Annotated in this window: 27 protein-coding genes and 2 tRNA genes; 20 read left to right on the top strand and 9 right to left on the bottom strand. The window is 64.6% G+C overall.

Annotated features, from left to right (window positions below):
- Nucleotides 1-113: 113 nt before the first annotated feature.
- Entirely contained in the window at nucleotides 114-563 is a 450-nt protein-coding gene (locus tag Q5H94_RS02080; RefSeq protein ID WP_304559504.1) for a hypothetical protein, read from the bottom strand.
- 180 nt (nucleotides 564-743) lie between these two features.
- On the bottom strand, nucleotides 744-962 hold the full coding sequence (locus Q5H94_RS02085; RefSeq protein ID WP_304559505.1) for a hypothetical protein: 219 nt from the start codon (nucleotides 960-962) through the stop codon (nucleotides 744-746).
- Between the two features lie 75 nt (nucleotides 963-1,037).
- Here Q5H94_RS02085 and Q5H94_RS02090 point away from each other — a divergent pair, with 75 nt between their 5' ends.
- The 18 genes from Q5H94_RS02090 to Q5H94_RS02175 all read left to right on the top strand — a co-directional run bounded on the left by Q5H94_RS02090 (nucleotide 1,038) and on the right by Q5H94_RS02175 (nucleotide 9,565).
- A complete protein-coding gene (locus tag Q5H94_RS02090; protein WP_304559506.1) occupies nucleotides 1,038-1,709 on the top strand; it encodes an XRE family transcriptional regulator in 672 nt (223 codons plus the stop codon).
- The gene (locus Q5H94_RS02095) at nucleotides 1,706-1,975 is read left to right on the top strand and encodes a hypothetical protein (protein WP_304559507.1); all 270 of its coding nucleotides are present in this window, start codon (nucleotides 1,706-1,708) and stop codon (nucleotides 1,973-1,975) included. Before Q5H94_RS02090 ends, Q5H94_RS02095 begins: the two co-directional genes overlap by 4 nt.
- A complete protein-coding gene (locus tag Q5H94_RS02100) occupies nucleotides 1,957-2,349 on the top strand; it encodes an HIRAN domain-containing protein (RefSeq protein ID WP_304559508.1) in 393 nt (130 codons plus the stop codon). Before Q5H94_RS02095 ends, Q5H94_RS02100 begins: the two co-directional genes overlap by 19 nt.
- A gap of 106 nt (nucleotides 2,350-2,455) precedes the next feature.
- A complete protein-coding gene (locus tag Q5H94_RS02105) occupies nucleotides 2,456-2,677 on the top strand; it encodes a hypothetical protein (protein ID WP_304559509.1) in 222 nt (73 codons plus the stop codon).
- A complete protein-coding gene (locus Q5H94_RS02110) occupies nucleotides 2,674-2,889 on the top strand; it encodes a hypothetical protein (protein WP_304559510.1) in 216 nt (71 codons plus the stop codon). The genes Q5H94_RS02105 and Q5H94_RS02110 overlap by 4 nt, the downstream gene beginning before the upstream one ends.
- Nucleotides 2,889-3,251 carry a hypothetical protein gene (locus Q5H94_RS02115; RefSeq protein WP_304559511.1) on the top strand — a complete coding sequence of 121 codons (363 nt, stop codon included), beginning with the start codon at nucleotides 2,889-2,891 and terminating at the stop codon, nucleotides 3,249-3,251. The genes Q5H94_RS02110 and Q5H94_RS02115 overlap by 1 nt, the downstream gene beginning before the upstream one ends.
- Nucleotides 3,252-3,259: 8 nt before the next feature.
- Nucleotides 3,260-3,607: a hypothetical protein gene (locus Q5H94_RS02120; protein ID WP_304559512.1), complete on the top strand. Its 348-nt coding sequence runs from the start codon at nucleotides 3,260-3,262 to the stop codon at nucleotides 3,605-3,607.
- Nucleotides 3,607-3,759, top strand: coding sequence for a hypothetical protein (locus tag Q5H94_RS02125; protein WP_304559513.1), 153 nt, complete (start codon nucleotides 3,607-3,609; stop codon nucleotides 3,757-3,759). The genes Q5H94_RS02120 and Q5H94_RS02125 overlap by 1 nt, the downstream gene beginning before the upstream one ends.
- Before the next feature lie 373 nt (nucleotides 3,760-4,132).
- A complete protein-coding gene (locus tag Q5H94_RS02130; RefSeq protein WP_304559514.1) occupies nucleotides 4,133-4,480 on the top strand; it encodes a hypothetical protein in 348 nt (115 codons plus the stop codon).
- Nucleotides 4,473-5,675 carry a tyrosine-type recombinase/integrase gene (locus Q5H94_RS02135; RefSeq protein WP_304559515.1) on the top strand — a complete coding sequence of 401 codons (1,203 nt, stop codon included), beginning with the start codon at nucleotides 4,473-4,475 and terminating at the stop codon, nucleotides 5,673-5,675. Before Q5H94_RS02130 ends, Q5H94_RS02135 begins: the two co-directional genes overlap by 8 nt.
- Before the next feature lie 97 nt (nucleotides 5,676-5,772).
- Entirely contained in the window at nucleotides 5,773-5,982 is a 210-nt protein-coding gene (locus Q5H94_RS02140; protein ID WP_304559516.1) for a hypothetical protein, read from the top strand.
- 381 nt (nucleotides 5,983-6,363) lie between these two features.
- Complete coding sequence (locus Q5H94_RS02145) at nucleotides 6,364-6,705, top strand: hypothetical protein (protein ID WP_304559517.1); 342 nt, start codon at nucleotides 6,364-6,366, stop codon at nucleotides 6,703-6,705.
- The gene (locus Q5H94_RS02150) at nucleotides 6,692-7,678 is read left to right on the top strand and encodes a Lar family restriction alleviation protein (protein ID WP_304559519.1); all 987 of its coding nucleotides are present in this window, start codon (nucleotides 6,692-6,694) and stop codon (nucleotides 7,676-7,678) included. Before Q5H94_RS02145 ends, Q5H94_RS02150 begins: the two co-directional genes overlap by 14 nt.
- On the top strand, nucleotides 7,675-8,034 hold the full coding sequence (locus tag Q5H94_RS02155) for a hypothetical protein (RefSeq protein ID WP_304559521.1): 360 nt from the start codon (nucleotides 7,675-7,677) through the stop codon (nucleotides 8,032-8,034). The genes Q5H94_RS02150 and Q5H94_RS02155 overlap by 4 nt, the downstream gene beginning before the upstream one ends.
- Nucleotides 8,027-8,305, top strand: coding sequence for a hypothetical protein (locus Q5H94_RS02160; protein WP_304559522.1), 279 nt, complete (start codon nucleotides 8,027-8,029; stop codon nucleotides 8,303-8,305). The genes Q5H94_RS02155 and Q5H94_RS02160 overlap by 8 nt, the downstream gene beginning before the upstream one ends.
- On the top strand, nucleotides 8,302-8,814 hold the full coding sequence (locus tag Q5H94_RS02165; RefSeq protein WP_304559524.1) for a hypothetical protein: 513 nt from the start codon (nucleotides 8,302-8,304) through the stop codon (nucleotides 8,812-8,814). The genes Q5H94_RS02160 and Q5H94_RS02165 overlap by 4 nt, the downstream gene beginning before the upstream one ends.
- 14 nt (nucleotides 8,815-8,828) lie before the next feature.
- Nucleotides 8,829-9,254 (top strand): hypothetical protein, encoded by a 426-nt coding sequence (locus tag Q5H94_RS02170; protein WP_304559525.1) that lies wholly within the window; start codon nucleotides 8,829-8,831, stop codon nucleotides 9,252-9,254.
- Nucleotides 9,251-9,565, top strand: coding sequence for a hypothetical protein (locus Q5H94_RS02175; RefSeq protein ID WP_304559526.1), 315 nt, complete (start codon nucleotides 9,251-9,253; stop codon nucleotides 9,563-9,565). Before Q5H94_RS02170 ends, Q5H94_RS02175 begins: the two co-directional genes overlap by 4 nt.
- Nucleotides 9,566-9,661: 96 nt before the next feature.
- Here the strand turns inward: Q5H94_RS02175 and Q5H94_RS02180 are convergent.
- From Q5H94_RS02180 to aroA, 7 genes are all read right to left on the bottom strand, one after another.
- Nucleotides 9,662-9,747: transfer RNA gene (locus tag Q5H94_RS02180), tRNA-Leu, on the bottom strand.
- 235 nt (nucleotides 9,748-9,982) lie between these two features.
- Nucleotides 9,983-10,261, bottom strand: coding sequence for an integration host factor subunit beta (locus Q5H94_RS02185; protein ID WP_304559528.1), 279 nt, complete (start codon nucleotides 10,259-10,261; stop codon nucleotides 9,983-9,985).
- A gap of 186 nt (nucleotides 10,262-10,447) precedes the next feature.
- Nucleotides 10,448-12,181 (bottom strand): 30S ribosomal protein S1, encoded by a 1,734-nt coding sequence (gene rpsA, locus Q5H94_RS02190; protein ID WP_304559529.1) that lies wholly within the window; start codon nucleotides 12,179-12,181, stop codon nucleotides 10,448-10,450.
- 265 nt (nucleotides 12,182-12,446) lie between these two features.
- Nucleotides 12,447-13,109, bottom strand: coding sequence for a PEPxxWA-CTERM sorting domain-containing protein (locus tag Q5H94_RS02195; protein WP_304559530.1), 663 nt, complete (start codon nucleotides 13,107-13,109; stop codon nucleotides 12,447-12,449).
- A 326-nt stretch (nucleotides 13,110-13,435) separates the two neighbouring features.
- The gene (gene cmk / locus Q5H94_RS02200) at nucleotides 13,436-14,080 is read right to left on the bottom strand and encodes a (d)CMP kinase (RefSeq protein WP_304559532.1); all 645 of its coding nucleotides are present in this window, start codon (nucleotides 14,078-14,080) and stop codon (nucleotides 13,436-13,438) included.
- Complete coding sequence (locus tag Q5H94_RS02205) at nucleotides 14,077-14,325, bottom strand: CBU_0592 family membrane protein (RefSeq protein ID WP_304559534.1); 249 nt, start codon at nucleotides 14,323-14,325, stop codon at nucleotides 14,077-14,079. Before Q5H94_RS02205 ends, cmk begins: the two co-directional genes overlap by 4 nt.
- On the bottom strand, nucleotides 14,322-15,647 hold the full coding sequence (gene aroA, locus Q5H94_RS02210) for a 3-phosphoshikimate 1-carboxyvinyltransferase (protein WP_304559536.1): 1,326 nt from the start codon (nucleotides 15,645-15,647) through the stop codon (nucleotides 14,322-14,324). The genes Q5H94_RS02205 and aroA overlap by 4 nt, the downstream gene beginning before the upstream one ends.
- A 117-nt stretch (nucleotides 15,648-15,764) precedes the next feature.
- Here aroA and Q5H94_RS02215 point away from each other — a divergent pair, with 117 nt between their 5' ends.
- On the top strand, nucleotides 15,765-16,082 hold the full coding sequence (locus Q5H94_RS02215) for a TIGR02300 family protein (RefSeq protein WP_304559538.1): 318 nt from the start codon (nucleotides 15,765-15,767) through the stop codon (nucleotides 16,080-16,082).
- Between the two features lie 104 nt (nucleotides 16,083-16,186).
- Nucleotides 16,187-16,262, top strand: a tRNA-Ala gene (locus Q5H94_RS02220).
- Nucleotides 16,263-16,356: the final 94 nt, after the last annotated feature.

Below are 16,356 nucleotides of genomic sequence, written 5' to 3' on the forward strand. Positions count from 1 at the left end.
CCCCAGCGCGGAGCACGCGAATTTTCCGTCGCGGAACTGCCCATCGGCAGAACCGCGTCCTTCGACGTCTTCATTTGCTCAACTCCCCCGGCTCGCGGCCGGTCTCTAAAACCTCAACCCTTGGCGGCGATTGCGCCGTGTCCTTCGGAAATGATCGTAAGAATGCCCTCTTTCAGGATGGCATCCTCGCGGTGATCAATGTGCCCGCCAGTCGCCTGGAACTCGCAGACCTGCGACGCGAACGCTGCGGCGCGCATCCCGAGGCCGAGCCAATCTGCGGCGACCGCGTCGATCGGCGCGAGTTGGTGCCGGCTGTCCTCGATAAGAATGTTCGCCAGTTCGCCGGGGATCTGGTCGCAGCCCGCGATCTTGATGAACATCGCCAGCGACATCAGGTTCGGCTTGGGCTTGGCGGGCGTCGGCCGGTAGCCGCTGAGCGTCGAGAGGGGCTCGCCGAGCGCCGCAGACAGCGTCGAGAGCGATAAGCCGCGCCGCTCGCATGCGGAGAAGAACACTGCCTGCTTGGTTTCGAGATTGCGAAGGATCGGGTCTTCGTCACGCATGATTTCGAACCTCTTTCTTCGCTACTGCAACAATATGAACAGGGACACGCTTCATTCCGCCCCCAAGGCGATCCGCCTCGCGGTTGCTCGCGCACTGGTCGCGGATCTCGCAGGAAACGTGCGTGCAGGACCGGGCCTCAGGGTGCCAGGCGGAGATGCCGCAGCGCTGACAGGTCGCGGTCACGCGGCCACCTGCTCGGCAAGAGCTTCAAACGAAACTGCGACGCCCTGGGCCGACGCGATGGCCGCAATATGGGACCAATACTTCGCGGGGATCATCCGGCCCGTCAGGGTCCACGAGCGTACGGTGACATCGGCGATGGCGATGCCGCGCGCCCGAAGCTCGTCTCCGAGGGAATGAGCACCGCCGAGGGCCTTGATGATCGCGCTATGGTTCATGGGATGTATGCGCTACCAAACGTAGCACTACGATGCAACATGATTTGTAGCGTCATGTCGTGCGACGACGAAATAATGTCGCAAACGCTCGATTCGCCCGAAGCCCGATTGGAATGGGCGCGCACGCAAGCGGGCTATGCCGACAAGGCGGCGTTCGCGAAGGTGGCCGGCGTCAACGCGACGACCTACCGCGCTTACGAGAACGGGCAGAACGGCTACGCCAAGCTGGCCGGACAGTTCGCAAAGAAATTAGGCGTGTCAGCGGAATGGCTGCTTGAAGGTGGGCCGACGCCGCCGATTTCTGAAGTGGCGCACCTGCACCAAGCCGAGGAAATCGACGACGATACCGTCCAAATTCAGCACATAGACCAAGCGTATGGCCTAGGGGCCACTTTCACCGACAGCCCGGTTGAAATCGAGCTCCTTCGGTTTCCTAAGGTCTGGGTGGACTCGATCACCAACACGTCGCCCGTCTTTCTGACCTGGACGCGCGGCCGCGGCGATTCGATGGAACCGACGATCGGCGACGGTGACTTGATCTTGCTCGATCGGTCGCAGCGGAAAGTCGAGGAGCAAGACGCGCTCTGGGCCTTCACCGTTGGAGATGTCGGCGCGATCAAGCGTCTGCGTGTAAAGGGCGATCGGTTCCAGATATTCTCCGACAACGCGAGCGTGCCTCCGGACGAAGAGCCGATCGACTTCGTGAATATCGTGGGACGGGTGATTTTCGTGGGGATGCGGAAATGATCGCGCTTGCGCTGCTGCTCGCGGCCGGCACCGCCGATATCAACAAAACCGTGCAGTTGGACGGGGAAGGCTACCGCGTCGAGACCGAAGGCGAAGAGGTGAGGGTGATCCCAAAGCGCGCCTTGAAGGCTCTCACGCTCGCGCGGCGCGACAATATGCGTGTCGCCGTCAAGGCGGCGACTGGCTGCAAGATTGAAGACGAGTTCTTCACTGGAGGCGGGAACGGCTATATGGTCGGCCGTCTTATATGCGCGCCCTCTCACTAGCAGTCGTCGGCTCTCAGTACGAAAACAAGCGCGGCCCAACGCGCCGTTTCGCTATCGAGGCGTGTTCGCCCGGCGACCCGATCGAACTTCGGAGCGAACCGAAAAACCCCGCCGACCCTTATGCCGTTGCGGTCTTCGATGCGGCAGGCGTCCAGATGGGCTACCTCACCGCCGAGCGCGCGCCCTGGATTGGCGGCATGATCCTCGACGGCCGCGAGATTGCAGCCGTGTTTCAACATTCGACCAGCTGGGGCGCGGTTATCCGCGTCGCATTTGACGGCGAAGTTCCACTGCTTGAGGGACTCTCAACGGCCGAGCGAAGGGCGCCCGAAGAACCGGACTTCTACCCGGACGAGATATATCCTGACGACTGAGCGCTACAAAACGTGTTGACACGCTACAAAACATAGCGCTATGAATTGCCGCGCCACCTGATCCCCGCACCCTGCGGAGCGAAAACGGTAGGCGAGGAGCCCTACGTTGCTTTTCGATGATGATTTCGACCGAGTAGAGCGCGTGTTCCGCCAGATTGGCGGACGCGTGACGATCGGGTCCGAACCTTGTCCGACCTACCTGTCGGGCGAGCTGTGGACGATCCACACCCATGACGACGGACTGCTCGGCATGGGGCAGGGCGGTACGCTGTTCGCGGCGTATCAGGATCTGCATAAGGTCTCGGCGCCGAAGCGAGAAGCGGCGTGAGCGCGCCGGAAAACGGCCCCGCGTTTCCGCTCGACACCGGCGATGCCGTGTATCCGGGAATGTCCCTGCGCGACTATTTTGCAGGCCAGGCGCTCGCCGGATTGTCCGGCCACATGGGCGTCAGGTCTCAGGATGTCGAACGCATCGCGACGGCTGCCTACGCCCGCGCGGATGCGATGCTGGCCGTTCGCAAGATCGGTGCGGATTACTGATGCTGCAGCGCTCCGCCTTCCGCCCGCGCAAGCGCAACAGCGGCCGCGCCGCTCTGACGCGATCGTACCCCAGCCACCTCAAGTGGTTGCGCGGCCGGTCGTGCATCCTCGAGGGCAAGGCGGGCCACGTCTGCGAAGGCCGCATGGAGGCGATGCACGTCGACCATGCGGGCGGGAAGGGCGTGTCGCTGAAGGTCGCGGACTTTTGGGCTGTGCCCGGCTGCACCCTCGCGCATCGGCTTTATCACGATCACGGCGCGGTCTCGTGGGAGGCGGCATGGGGCATCGATCTCGTCGCTGCCGCTGAGCGCTACGCTGCGGTGAGCCCGCACCGCCACCTCTGGACGGAGCGCGCGGAATGAACGCCCCAATGCGCCAGCCCGATCGAATCCAGATCACCCCGTCTGCTAGCCAGCCCTGGTATGGCTGGTGCGACGAGGGTCAGCGTTTCACCCGCGCTCAGCTGCACGGAATGAAGCATCGCGGCATCGACCCCGAAACCGTCGAGGCGATCACCGTCAAGCGCTCCGCGACATCGCGGGAAATGTGGTGGCCGACCAATCAGGCCGCGCCCGTCTTCGAGTTCGACTGCCCGGTCATGTCGCGACGTCGCGATGGCCGGCTCAACATCATGGCGCCCAGCGGGGAGATCAAGCCGGTCGAGGCCGACGGCTGGGTCAAACGTCCGAAAGCGCGCCCGGCATGGAAGGGGTTCTGATGAAACACGACCATCTTACCGAATGGCAGCGGGAGCGCGTCGAGGCACCAATCTCCCGCCCGGAGCGCCCGCTGACGTGGCCGCAGCTGATCGTCGCCTATGTGGTCTCGATCATTGGCTGGACCGCTCTCGTGGCATGGATCCTGTCGTGAGCCAGATTGTCGCGTTTAATGGCGACCATGTGGAGCAGCTTCTGCGGGGCGCTGACGTGCGCGGTCCGGATGAGTGCTGGGAGTGGCAGGGCCGACGGACGCACCGGGGCTATGGGCGGATGGGAAAAAACATCTGCTGCACTCACGTCGCGCTGCATATGGCCGGGAAGCCCCGGCCAAGCCCAAACCTGTTCGCGCTGCACTCCTGCGATAATCCGCCTTGCTGCAACCCGGCTCACCTCCGCTGGGGCACATTAAAGGAGAATTCCTCTGAGGCGTCCGCACGGAAGCTCTATGTCAACCAGCAGAAAACTCACTGCTCAAAAGGGCATGCGTATACCGCGGAGAACACAAAATTTCATCATCGAGGATCTTGGACTTCGCGCGTCTGTCGGCGTTGCCACTATCTGCGCAAGCAGGCAGCTCGCGCCAATGCGCGCCAGGCCAAGGCCATCGCATGAAGGGTGCTGCTGCCCGCGCCGACATCGTGTTCGCCGCGCCGCCGCTGACGTTCAACCGTCGCGCCGCGCTGACCTATACGGGCATCGCCGACAAGCTGTTCGCGCAGCTTGAGGACAATGGCGCGCTGACAGGTCGACCGATCGGTCGAAACGGCGAGCGGGTTTATCTCCGCGAGCAGCTGGACGAGGTCACCATCAAGCTGTTCCGCACGACCGCGACCGATATTGACGACGAGTTCGAGGGCATCGGCCGTGGCTAAAGTCACGTTGCCGCGGTATCTGCGCGCTCGGCGCGGTGCCGATGGAAAGACCCGCTATTACTGGCAGCGCCCGAATTGGGCCGCGCCTCCCAACGAACGCTGGGGCCGGCTGTTCAAGGTCGATTCCGAGGCCCTCGGCACCGATCTCGCCGAGGCGATCAGCAAAGCCGAGCTTCTCAACGTCCACCTGGACGAATGGCGGCGAGGGGTCACCGTCGCACCCGACAGCGGCACGATCAAGGCGCTGTTCAACTGGTATCGGCAGCGCGACCGCTACAAGGAGCTCCGCGAGATCAGCAAGGCCGACTACCGGAAATACATGCCGGTGCTGGAGGCGTTCAAGCTCAAGTCGACGCTGCTGGGCGATCGGCAGGCTGCCGACATCACCTCCGACCATGCCGATGCGATCTACCGCCAGCTTGCGAAGGACCGCGGCAAGCGCGCGGCGTCGCACTGCATGCAAATCTGTCGGCGCGTCTTCTACGAGGCCGTCCGAGCGAAGAAGCTGAAGCACAACCCGTTCGCGCGCATGGGCCTAAAGATGGTGGCCGAGACCGGGAACCGGGCGACGTCGCGCGAGGAATACGACCGCTTCCGCGAACAGGCGCGCAAGTCGGGCTATCAGTCGATGGCGACTGCGGCGGCGATCGCGTTTGAGCTGGTGCGCCGCACGACGGACGTGTTCGGATACATCCTCGAGGATGGCGACGAGCTGCGTGGGTTCTTCTGGGAGGATTACGCGCCCGGCATCACGTTCGCGATGAGGCAGGGAAAGACTGGCACGCGCCAGGTCATCCCGCTGCGCGGCGATCCGGAGCCCGACAGCGAGGATGCCGAGATCCGCGAGCGCGGCCGGCTGCTCTATCCCGCCCTTGAGGAAGAACTCGCCCGCCATGCGCCCGGCGGGAAGGGGCAGATCGTCGTCAGCGAGGCCTCGGGCGACCGGTACACGAAGGACGCGATGCGTCACGTCTTCGAAGCCATCCGCGAAAAGGCGGGACTGCCGAAGGAGATGACCTTCACCGGCTTCCGGCATGGCGGTGCCACCGAGCTCGGCGATGTCGGCATCGAGGATATCAGGCCGATCTCCGGTCACAAAACCCTCGGCCAGACGACGGTCTACAACAAGGTCACTGAGAAAAAGGCGCGCCGCATCGGTGAAGTCCGGCGCGCCGGCGTGGAAGGCAGAAAATGATCGAACCGGATTTCTCCACCCCTCCCGGCGCGGTCGGAGGTGGGCGGTGAGCACTCCAATCTGCAGATCCTGCCTCGGGACTGGATGGCAAATGCTGTTGAACAGCATGTTCATCGGGGACGGCTATCGGCGCGAGCGGTGCCACATTTGCGGCGGAACGGGCCACCATTCGTATAAGCCTGACCCCGATGTGGTTCGCTGGCAACGGCAAGCCCGCGCCCGTGATGCCGCTATCCGCGAGCATTTGAAAGCCAATCCGCAGGCCGACTACATTGAGCTCGGTCGGATTGGGAAGGCCGCAGCATGAACCGCCACGACCTCCTATCCCTCGCAGATCGTGTCGAGAGGGCGAGCGGGGCGGATCGCGAGTTGGATCGGGCCGTCGCCCTGTCGGCAGGCTGGAACGTGATGCACGTTCAGGGCGACGAATGGCTTATGCCCCCTGTAGGATCGCCTACTTCAGCGCCTCGCTACACCTCCTCCCTCGACGCCGCCATGTCGCTGGTGCCGAAGGATTGGCACATCACTGTGCGCGGGCTCAACGACAGCTGGCATGTCTCGATGAATCCGACACGCCGGGGGCCGATAGCAGAGACTTTCGCCTTCGCAGCCACCCCCGCGCTCGCCCTAACCGCAGCCGCCCTCCGCGCCCGTGCGGCGCTGCTTGGGGAGGAGTGAGGGGGTGGTAATGGTCCTTATCCAAGATCGCCTGTCTCGCTGGCTAAAGCACCGGCGCGAAGAACGACTTCTGTCGCGCTTTGGCGGTATCCAAACATGCCCGTGGTGCCGCCAGTGCGCGCAATCAGGCGGCGATAGCTGGGGCTTCCAACGGTGGGATCGCGACCCCTTTCTCGACGTGCTGACATGCAGCGTTTGCACAGGGACAAGCCTTTGGCGGTTCGAGATCGGCATGTTTTACATCGGGCCGCTCGATCCGCCCGCACCTCAGTGGCCAGCCGTCGAATATTATGACGTGGAAGCGGCTCGGCTGCGCACCCCAACCAAGGAACCCGCCCATGACCAAGACTGAACGCGCGCTGATGTCGGCGCTGATGTCGGCGCTGGAGCCGTTTGCGAAGGCAGCGGACGCTATCGAGGTTCGATATGCTCCAGTTTTTCGCGGTCCAATAGATGATGAATTCTCCGTAAATCCCGGCATTGTTCTCGGCGACCTCCGCCGCGCCCGCACCGCCCTCGCGCTCCCGGAAGCCCAACCCCCTATGCGGGATCTTCAGCGGCTGGGGCAGGAGTGGGAGGCGGGGCTGTTGCCGTGTCCGTTCTGTGGTGGCGCTGGCAGACTGTTTTCCGTCTCTTTCCCGCTCGGCGCGGACTGCACCGACATTCAGGTTTCGTGCGCTAATTGCGACGCGATCGGCCCCAGCGTTCTGTTCGATCAGACTGAGCATGCGGAGAGCAATTTACCGGAGCTAGAGGCCGAAGCCTCCGCCGCCTGGAACACCCGCACCACCCTCCCCGAAGCGCCCGAGGTGGGGAGGGAGCCGCACGTCTTCCTCGACTGCGACGGCGTACTGGCGGATTTTGACACCTACGCCGAAGCCTATTTCGGCATGCCGCCGCGTGCCTATGAAGCACAGGTTGGATCATCGCGGTTTTGGAGCGAGCTAGAGGCTAAGGGAGACTTCTACCGCAATCTCCCGCTGATGCCGGATGCAATGGCGCTGTTCGAAGCGGTGAAGCATCTGCACCCCACGATCCTCACCGGATGCCCGCGCGGCGATTGGGCGCAGGGGCAGAAGGTCGCGTGGGCCGCTGAGCATTTCCCCGGCGTCCCGATCATCACGTGCCGCAGCGCCGACAAGCGCGACTACGCCAAACCGGGCGACGTGCTGATTGATGACTGGGCCCAGCACCGACACCGCTGGATAGAAATGGGCGGTGTGTTCATCACGCACCATGACGCCGAAAGCTCGATCGCGGCGCTGTTCGCGCACTACCCGCAACTCGCCCTCATCCGGCCCCAGACCACGGAGGCGGGGGAATGAGCACGCTGCCCCGTCCGCTCGAAGACTGGCACGAGGACTGCGGCGATGTGCTGTGGTGGCTCTGGCCTATCGAGCAAGCGCCGTGGGTCGGCACGCCGCTCGATCTCGGGCTCGCCGTCAGCTTCGACCTCACCGTGCAAATCGGTCGCGATCTGTACGAGGTCGAACCGAAGGCAGTCGGCGACACTGGCGGGTGGCCTTGGAAGGAAGCCGACGACGAGACCTTGGCCCGCCTCTTCTGGACGCCGCTGCCCGATTACGATGCGCTCGATGAAGCAATTCGCGATCATATGCGCGGAGGCCCAGACCCCTTTACCGAGCTTCACGAAGCCGTTCGAAAGGACCAGCATGACTAACCCCAACCCCCCGACCCCGGCGTGGAAGCGCCAGTTCGACCCGCTGTCAGGAGCGGCAACCGAGGTGCTTTGGTGTCTATTCGCGCTCGGCCCGACCGAAGACGGCAATCTGCCAAGCAAGTCGGGACGCGACGATCTGTTCGACAAGGGCATGATCGACCGTGCGGACGGCTGGCAGTGGCTTACGCGAACCGGCGTCATGCTGGCCCTCGGGCTCGGTTTCGACCGCAAGAAAGAACAAGCACAGCGCGAACGGAGGATACCGCGATGAGCAACCCCCCGACCCCGGCAGATTGGGTGCTGGTGAACTGTCCCGAGTGCGGCAGCGTGCCCGCGTCAGATCAAATGTCAACCGAGAACCAAATCGCGAAGTACGGCCCCCGATATGAGCGGTATTGCATTGAGTGTAATCTGTCTTTCGGCACCGCTAAGACGCTCAAGGACGCGGACGCGCTCTGGAATGCCTCCGCCGCCCCACAGCCCGAAGCCGAGGGGGAGAGGGGTGCGTGCGACTGCGCTGCGCGGTTCTACGGCGATGACCCGAACGCCCATCAGTTGTGTTGTGCCACCTTCCGCCAGCAGCATGCGGCACCCGCAGAGGTGAGCGTGCGGGATGCGTTGGAACCGTTCGCGAAGGCTGAGCGAGATTATCAGGCAGCATGTCGGCAGTTGCAGTACGAACCCGCATCTGACGATACGATCGTCCGCTATAAGTTCACGCACGGCCACCTGCGCCGCGCACTTGCCGCCCTCTCCCATCTCGACGGAGGCCAGAAGTGAGTGGGGAAGCGTGGGTGCCGCTGGACGACATTCGCCGCCAGATCGATGCGCGCATTCCGAAGGGGCGACGTGCCCGCTGGTCGGAGGAGCGCGGTCTGTTGGACGAAACGCTGCAAAGCTTCTTGCGTGGCTCGCGTCCGCCCGCTGACGACTTGCTTGCGACGCTCGGATGGGAGCGCCAGACATTCTATCGCCGCGTCGAGCCTTGCGGCTGCTACGCCTGCACAAAGGCGCGCGTTTATGCTGAACCGCTTGGGCGTGGTCCATTCGATCCGCGCATGTCGCGTATGTTCCTGTGCGAGACGTGCGGTAACAAGCGATGCCCCCACGCAGCCGATCATAACCTGATTTGCACGAACAGCAACGAGCCGGGGCAGGCTGGCAGCTTGTACGAGGATGCGCCCATCCGCGCTCAGATTGCGAAGGAGGTGGGGGAGTGATCGACCCGATACCAGTCCGGGAGGAGCTCGAGCGGATCCGAAAGGATCAGGCGCTCTTGCAGCGACGCGGCGATGGCGCTTTGGCGTTGGCATGGTTCAGCGAGCATGCGCTCAGCCGAAGTGGCGGCGGCCCGAGGGTGCCTTTGCAGAGCGTTCTGCCCGACGATATGAAGCCCGTCGCCAGCGCAACGACGAATGCGGAGAAGACTTTCCCATATATTCGCCGCGCTTTTCGGGAGCACCATCGGGCCATCCTCGAACGCGCAATTGAGCTTGCGACCGAAGACTTCAATGCTGCCGAGGCGCGTTGACGCCCCGATCTTGTTGGAATGGACTATTGGAAAGTCGTTGGAACGCACGAAAGCCGACTGCGAAAACGCAGCCGGATTTCCGTGTTAAATCAATGGTGGTGCGGACGGCGGGACTTGAACCCGCATACCCAAAGGGCGAGGGATTTTAAGTCCCGTGCGTCTACCAATTTCGCCACGTCCGCGCGCTGGCGGCGAGCAGGCCAAGCAAAGCTTGGCCGTCACGCCGTCGAGCCGGCCGGCGGGCGAAGCCCGTCCGACGTCACGCGATTTAGTCGCGTGACGGCTCGCAACGCCAGTGATTTATGGGATGGGGGAGGCGACCCGGCAAAGCCGGGTCGTCGGTCCTCGCTTCCGCGAGGCCGGCCGTGCCTTCGGCGAGTCTTTGGCTAAGCGAGCTTAGCCAAAGCCGCCTTCGCCTCAGACGTTCAGCCTCAGCCGCATTTCCTTGCCGGGCTTGAAATACGGCACGCGCTTGGCCGAAACGTCGACCAGTTCGCCGGTGCGCGGGTTGCGGCCGGTGCGGGCGTCGCGTGCGCGTGTGGAGAAGGCGCCGAAGCCGCGCAACTCTACGCGGCCGCCCGAGGCAAGTCGTTTCGATATCTCGTCAAAGAAACTGGTGACGATCGCTTCGATGTCGCGAAGTGCGAGGTCCGGGTTTTCGTCGGCCAGTAACTGGACAAGCTCCGAACGGATCATTGCGTCTTCTTCCCCGCTTACCGCGGTTTTCGTTCCCGCAACGCCCCCCGGCCTTGCCACGAATCCGCGTGTCTGGACGAGTTGCTCTATATCAATTGTTACGGACCTGAAAGCCCGAGAGTGATCCATTACCGCGGGAAAGTCCCGAAACGGGCGGTCGGAACTACCGACCGCCCGCCAAACAGGTCACTTCTTCTCGTTGCGAGCCTTGAGCGCCTCGCCGAGGATGTCGCCCAGCGACGCGCCCGAGTCGGACGACCCGTACTGCGCAACCGCCTGCTTCTCTTCGGAGATCTGCATCGCCTTGATCGAGAAGGTCGGCTTCTTCGAACGGTCGAAGCCGGTCACCATCGCATCGAACTTCTGGCCGGTCTGGAACCGCTCCGGGCGCTGCTCGTCGCGGTCGCGGCCGAGATCGGTGCGCTTGATGAAGCCCGTCGCGCCGTCGTCGCCGACCTGCACTTCGAGGCCCGCGTCGCGGACTTCAAGCACGGTGACCGTGACGATCTGGTTCTTGTTCAGGCCGCCCGCCGACGAACCGCCGCCCGACGACGCCGAAGCCGCGCCGCCTGCTGCCGGTGCGCCACGCTCGAGCTGCTTCATGCCCAGCGAGATACGCTCCTTCTCGGCATCGATATCGAGCACGATCGCCTGAACGACCTCGCCCTTGCGGTGCAGGTTGAGCGCGTCCTCGCCCGATACGCCCCAGGCGATATCCGACATATGGACCATGCCGTCGACATCGTTGTCGAGGCCGATGAACAGGCCGAATTCGGTCGCGTTCTTGACTTCGCCCTCGACGGTCGAGCCGACCGGGTGCGCCTCCAGGAAGGCCTCCCACGGATTGGCCTGCGCCTGCTTGAGGCCGAGCGAGATGCGGCGCTTGTCGGGATCGACCTCCAGCACGACGACATCGACTTCCTGCGAGGTCGAGACGATCTTGCCCGGATGGACGTTCTTCTTGGTCCACGACATTTCGGACACGTGGACGAGGCCCTCGATGCCCGCTTCCAGCTCGACGAACGCACCATATTCGGTGATGTTCGTGACGCGGCCCGACAGCTTCGCGCCGACCGGATACTTGGCGGCGGCGCCGTCCCACGGATCGCTCTCGAGCTGCTTCATGCCGAGCGAGATGCGCTGCGTGTCCTTGTTGATGCGGATGATCTGGACGCGGACGGTGTCGCCGATGTTCAGGACTTCGCTCGGATGGCCGACGCGCTTGTAGCTGAGATCGGTGACGTGCAGCAGGCCGTCGATACCGCCGAGGTCGACGAACGCACCGTAATCGGTGATGTTCTTGACGACGCCGTCGATGATCTGGCCCTCGGCGAGGCTCAGGATCAGGCCCGAACGCTGCTCGGCGCGGGTTTCCTCGAGGATCGCGCGGCGCGAGACGACGATGTTGCCGCGCTTGCGGTCCATCTTCAGGATCTGGAAGGGCTGGGGGATGTCCATCAGCGGCGTGACGTCACGCACCGGACGGATATCGACCTGCGAGCCCGGCAGGAACGCGACGGCGCCGTTCAGGTCGACCGTGAAGCCGCCCTTGACGCGACCGAAGATGACGCCCTCGACGCGCGCGGTCTTGGCGAACTCTGCCTCGAGCGTGTCCCATGCGGCTTCGCGGCGGGCGCGGTCGCGCGACAGCATCGCTTCGCCGTGGACGTTCTCGACGCGGTCGACGAACACTTCGACTTCGTCACCGACCTTGAGATCGGCCTTCTGGCCGGGAGCGGCGAATTCGCGCAGCGGCACGCGGCCTTCGCTCTTCAGGCCGACGTCGATCACGGCGAGATCGTTCTCGATGCCGGTGACGGTGCCCTTGACGACGCGGCCTTCGAAGCTGTCTGCGCCGCCGAGCGTCTGTTCAAGCAGAGCCGCGAAATCGTCGCGGGTGGGGGATGCCGATGTGGCCATAAAGTCTTGTTCCTAATCACATTTCCGGCCGGCCGGTTGTATCCGGCGGTCTTCAAGCCGATGTGCCGCGAAGGCCCCATGCCGTCGCGGCATCCGGGCGCGCGAGGAAGCGGAGGCAAGACGCCAAGAGACCAGGGGTCTTAAAGCGAAAAGGGCGCGTGAGGATATCCTCCGCGCCTTCCTCCGCGAGCACCAGCTCGCCGGACGCGCGGGCCATAGCTCCGAGACTGGAAAATAGCAAGCCCGCCAAGGGCTCGCGCAGGCGTCAGGCGAGGGCGGCGATGTCCTCACGCCGGCGCCGCCGCAGCATTCCGCCGATGAAGCCGAACCCGCCGATCATCATCGCCCAGGTCGCCGGCTCGGGCGCGGTCGAAGCGAGGCCGGTCGCGAGCTGATAGCTGCCGACCATGTCGATGCCGTAGTCCGGGAACCCGTCCATCGCGAGCGTGAACGACGTGATCGGGCTGGACGACGTGAAGCCGACGAAGGTGGGGCCATAGCTGCCGGTGCCGTTGTCGGCCATCGAGAAGCTGGAGCTCGTGCCATTGACGGTGATCGTGCCCGACGTGAAGCCGCCGACATTGCCGAAGTAAAAGCCCCCGCCGCGATAGCTCCCGCCGGTCAGCGACACCGTCGCCAGCGTGTTCGCGGACGGCGCATCGAACAGCGTGATGTAATTGGGGCCGCCCGGATAGTCTCCGGTCGGGTTCCCGGTGGTCTGGATGCCGCCTGGGTCGCTGATCGACAGAGTATTGTAATTGTAGGTCGTGCCCTGCGTCGAGCTGGGCACGGTGATGATCGTCGTCGTGTTACCGGTCACCGCCGCCTGATAGGCGTTGACGTCGGTGTAGAAGCTCGCCTGCGCATGCGCCGCAGCCGGTGCCAGCACCATCGCGGCCACAGCCGCAACCAAGCCCGAAACCTTCATGTGCGATGCCCCCGCGACGCAGCCCCTCTCTCCTCACGCGAGCGTCGGACGCGCGGGAATATAGGGTTAATCGCACAATCGTTCGTGCGCCGCAACGCCGCCCATTTTGAGATGCGTGCTGTCCTACACCGGCGCGATCTGCGATTATTCGTCCCATGCGCCTTAACCGCTTTTCCGCAGTTGCCAGATCGGCATCGCAACCCCGTCCGGGTAGCGCGATCAGTGTGACGTTCCGCGTCCGATTGGTGCAATTTCGGAAACGATCGGGGATTACATTTTCGATTCAGGTGTCAATCTGTCAAGCGAACTATCACTTTAACGCGCGCTCACCCCGCGTCGCGTTCCGCCTTCAGCTTCACCTGCCGGTCGACCAGCTCGATCGCGCGTTTCAGCGCCGCCTCGATCGACAGGAAGCTGGTGTCGAGCGTCGCCGCGTCGCTCGCCGCCACCAGCGGTGCCTCGCTCCGCGTCATGTCGCGCAGGTCGCGCGCGCGGATATCGGCGAGCACCTTGTCGAGGCTGACGGTCGATCCGCTCGCCTGCAATTCGGCGTGGCGGCGCTTGGCGCGGATCGTCGGCGTCGCCTTCACGAACAGCTTGGCGTCGGCATCCGGCGCGATTACGGTGCCGATATCGCGCCCGTCGAGCACCGCGCCACCCTCCGCCCGCGCGAAGCGCCGCTGGCGCTGCAGCAGCGCTGCGCGCACCAGCGGATGCGCCGAGACGATCGAGGCGGTCTTGCCGCTCTCGTCGGTGCGAAGCACGGGATCGGCGAGCAGCTCGTCGTCGAAGTTCGACGCCGCCACCGCATCCGCCTCGATCGCAGGGTCGAGCCCCTCGCGCAGCACGTTCGCCGCGACCGCGCGGTACAGCAGCCCGGTATCGAGATAGGGCAGGCCGTAATGCTTCGCGAGCGCACGCGCGATCGTGCCCTTTCCCGAAGCGGCAGGCCCATCGACGGCAATGATCATCGCGTAGCCACCAATTTGCGTATCACCCCCAGTAACGCGATCGCCGCCCAGATCGTCTCCAGGGCGAGCGCCGGCAGGTTATAGTTTACGACAAGCGACAGCGCGAGCAACGATGCACCGAGGAAATTCAGCGTGTTGAGGGCCAGATTGGGCGCAATCCCGCGCAGCGTCTGCCAGCCATAGCCGCCGAGGATCAGCACGCTGCCGACGAAGCCGATCACGTCGGCGGTCTGCGAACCGATCATGCCTGCAACTGCGCGAGCTGGTCGAAAAAGGCGGGGTAGCTGGTCGCGACCGGCGATGCGTCGTCGAGCGTGACCGGGGCCTTCGCGTTGAGCGCCGCCACCGCCAGGCTCATCGCGACGCGGTGGTCGAGGTGCGTGGCGATGGTCGCGCCCCCCGCGATCGGATCGCCGCCTCGGCCCAGCACCGCGAGGCCGTCCTCGAACTCCTCGGTCTCGACCCCGCACGCGCCCAGCGCCGCCGCCATCGCCGCGATCCGGTCCGATTCCTTGACGCGCAGCTCGTGCGCGCCGCGCGCCACCGTCCGGCCATGCGCGAAGGCGGCGGCGACGAACAGCGCGGGATATTCGTCGATCATGCTCGGCGCGAGCTCGCCCGGCACCTCGATCGCGGTGAGGCTGGCGTGGCGCACGCGCAGGTCCGCGACCGGCTCGCCGCCGACCTCGCGAGGGTTCACTTCCTCGATGCTCGCGCCCATCAGTCGCAGCGCGGTGAAGATGCCCGCCCGCGTCGGATTGAGCCCGACATTCTCGACCACGATATCGGACCCCGGCACGATCGTCGCCGCGACCACGAGGAAGGCGGCGGAGGAGGGATCGCCGGGCACGACGATCTCCTGCGGCTTCAGCTCCGCCTCGCCCCGGATCGAGATGATCTTGCCCGCGGGCGACTCCTCGACCGTCAGCTCCGCGCCGAAGCCGCGCAGCATCCGTTCGCTATGGTCGCGCGTGGCGACCGGCTCGATCACGCGCGTGATCCCCGGCGTGTTGAGCCCCGCCAGCAGCACCGCCGACTTCACCTGCGCCGAGGCGACCGGCAGCGTGTATGCGATCGGCACCGCCGGATTGATCCCGCGCAGCATCAGCGGCAGGCGACCGCCGGGCGAAGCGGTGAACTCCGCGCCCATCTTGGAAAGCGGCTCGATCACCCGGCCCATCGGCCGCTTGGACAGCGATGCGTCTCCGGTGAAGGTCGCGGTGATGCCGTGGCTGGCGATCAGGCCCATCAGCAGCCGCGTGGAGGTGCCCGAATTGCCCATCTCCAGCGCCGCTTGCGGCTGGAGCAGCCCGCCCACGCCGACGCCGTGAACGCGCCACACGCCATCCGCGCCGCGTTCTATGTCCGCCCCCATGCTGCGCATCGCGGCGGCGGTGGCGAGCACATCCTCGCCCTCCAGCAGCCAGGAGATTCGGCTTTCGCCCACCGCGAGTGCCGAGAGCATCAGCGAGCGGTGGCTGATCGACTTGTCGCCGGGCACCGTCACGCGGCCCTTGAGCGGGCCGGATGCGGTGATCTCGCGGGGGGAGGGAAGGGGGTGCGGCATATGCGTTCCTTGGGGGCCGCGGCTTTTGACAGTGCCCTTGCGCTATGGCAAGGCGCGCGCCACTTTGCGGGGCAACCCCAAAATGACATCCGAAGATTTGAAAGGTCTAAGCGGCACATGATCAAGCCGGAATGGGGCACGAAACGCTCGTGCCCGAAATGCGCAACGCGCTTCTACGATCTCGGCAAGGACGATCCCGTCACCTGCATCGAATGCGGGTCGACCTGGGAGCCGGAGCCGATCCTGAAGTCGAAGCAGCCTCTGCCGTTCGAATCCGCCAAGCCCGACGAGGCGAAGAAGGACGACGATCTCGCCGGTGACGACGAGACGCTGGATATCGGCGAGGACGAGGAGCCGTCGCCGGACGACGAGGTCGATCTCGGCGGTGACGACGATCTCGGCGTGGAAGCGCCGACCAACGACGACGACCATTGATCTAGAGTTGAAATTTCCTTGGCAAGCGGTGCCCGCACCGCTTGCCAAAGTCTCGCCGCCCGTTTAGGGGCGTCGCCTTCGCAGGAGCTACCAGCCTGCGACATGGGGCCGTAGCTCAGCTGGGAGAGCGCTGCGATGGCATTGCAGAGGTCTGGGGTTCGATCCCCCACGGCTCCACCATTTTCCTTACTGATCTGTCGGAACGGACCTGTTCTGGCGGTTTGACGCCAGCGGGCGGACGTGGAACGATCGCGCTTCCGCACCAGCAGGATCA

The organism is Sphingomonas immobilis (assembly GCF_030580995.1).
Lineage (GTDB): Bacteria > Pseudomonadota > Alphaproteobacteria > Sphingomonadales > Sphingomonadaceae > Sphingomonas > Sphingomonas immobilis.

What these genes read in the sequence shown, in the direction of transcription:
- Q5H94_RS02080 (WP_304559504.1), bottom strand. Translation starts at nt 563, where the DNA reads ATGCGTGACGAAGACCCGATCCTTCGCAATCTCGAAACCAAGCAGGCA.
- Q5H94_RS02085 (WP_304559505.1), bottom strand. Translation starts at nt 962, where the DNA reads ATGAACCATAGCGCGATCATCAAGGCCCTCGGCGGTGCTCATTCCCTC.
- Q5H94_RS02090 (WP_304559506.1), top strand. Translation starts at nt 1,038, where the DNA reads ATGTCGCAAACGCTCGATTCGCCCGAAGCCCGATTGGAATGGGCGCGC.
- Q5H94_RS02095 (WP_304559507.1), top strand. Translation starts at nt 1,706, where the DNA reads ATGATCGCGCTTGCGCTGCTGCTCGCGGCCGGCACCGCCGATATCAAC.
- Q5H94_RS02100 (WP_304559508.1), top strand. Translation starts at nt 1,957, where the DNA reads ATGCGCGCCCTCTCACTAGCAGTCGTCGGCTCTCAGTACGAAAACAAG.
- Q5H94_RS02115 (WP_304559511.1), top strand. Translation starts at nt 2,889, where the DNA reads ATGCTGCAGCGCTCCGCCTTCCGCCCGCGCAAGCGCAACAGCGGCCGC.
- Q5H94_RS02120 (WP_304559512.1), top strand. Translation starts at nt 3,260, where the DNA reads ATGCGCCAGCCCGATCGAATCCAGATCACCCCGTCTGCTAGCCAGCCC.
- Q5H94_RS02125 (WP_304559513.1), top strand. Translation starts at nt 3,607, where the DNA reads ATGAAACACGACCATCTTACCGAATGGCAGCGGGAGCGCGTCGAGGCA.
- Q5H94_RS02145 (WP_304559517.1), top strand. Translation starts at nt 6,364, where the DNA reads ATGGTCCTTATCCAAGATCGCCTGTCTCGCTGGCTAAAGCACCGGCGC.
- Q5H94_RS02150 (WP_304559519.1), top strand. Translation starts at nt 6,692, where the DNA reads ATGACCAAGACTGAACGCGCGCTGATGTCGGCGCTGATGTCGGCGCTG.
- Q5H94_RS02155 (WP_304559521.1), top strand. Translation starts at nt 7,675, where the DNA reads ATGAGCACGCTGCCCCGTCCGCTCGAAGACTGGCACGAGGACTGCGGC.
- Q5H94_RS02160 (WP_304559522.1), top strand. Translation starts at nt 8,027, where the DNA reads ATGACTAACCCCAACCCCCCGACCCCGGCGTGGAAGCGCCAGTTCGAC.
- Q5H94_RS02165 (WP_304559524.1), top strand. Translation starts at nt 8,302, where the DNA reads ATGAGCAACCCCCCGACCCCGGCAGATTGGGTGCTGGTGAACTGTCCC.
- Q5H94_RS02185 (WP_304559528.1), bottom strand. Translation starts at nt 10,261, where the DNA reads ATGATCCGTTCGGAGCTTGTCCAGTTACTGGCCGACGAAAACCCGGAC.
- rpsA (WP_304559529.1), bottom strand. Translation starts at nt 12,181, where the DNA reads ATGGCCACATCGGCATCCCCCACCCGCGACGATTTCGCGGCTCTGCTT.
- Q5H94_RS02195 (WP_304559530.1), bottom strand. Translation starts at nt 13,109, where the DNA reads ATGAAGGTTTCGGGCTTGGTTGCGGCTGTGGCCGCGATGGTGCTGGCA.
- cmk (WP_304559532.1), bottom strand. Translation starts at nt 14,080, where the DNA reads ATGATCATTGCCGTCGATGGGCCTGCCGCTTCGGGAAAGGGCACGATC.
- Q5H94_RS02205 (WP_304559534.1), bottom strand. Translation starts at nt 14,325, where the DNA reads ATGATCGGTTCGCAGACCGCCGACGTGATCGGCTTCGTCGGCAGCGTG.
- aroA (WP_304559536.1), bottom strand. Translation starts at nt 15,647, where the DNA reads ATGCCGCACCCCCTTCCCTCCCCCCGCGAGATCACCGCATCCGGCCCG.
- Q5H94_RS02215 (WP_304559538.1), top strand. Translation starts at nt 15,765, where the DNA reads ATGATCAAGCCGGAATGGGGCACGAAACGCTCGTGCCCGAAATGCGCA.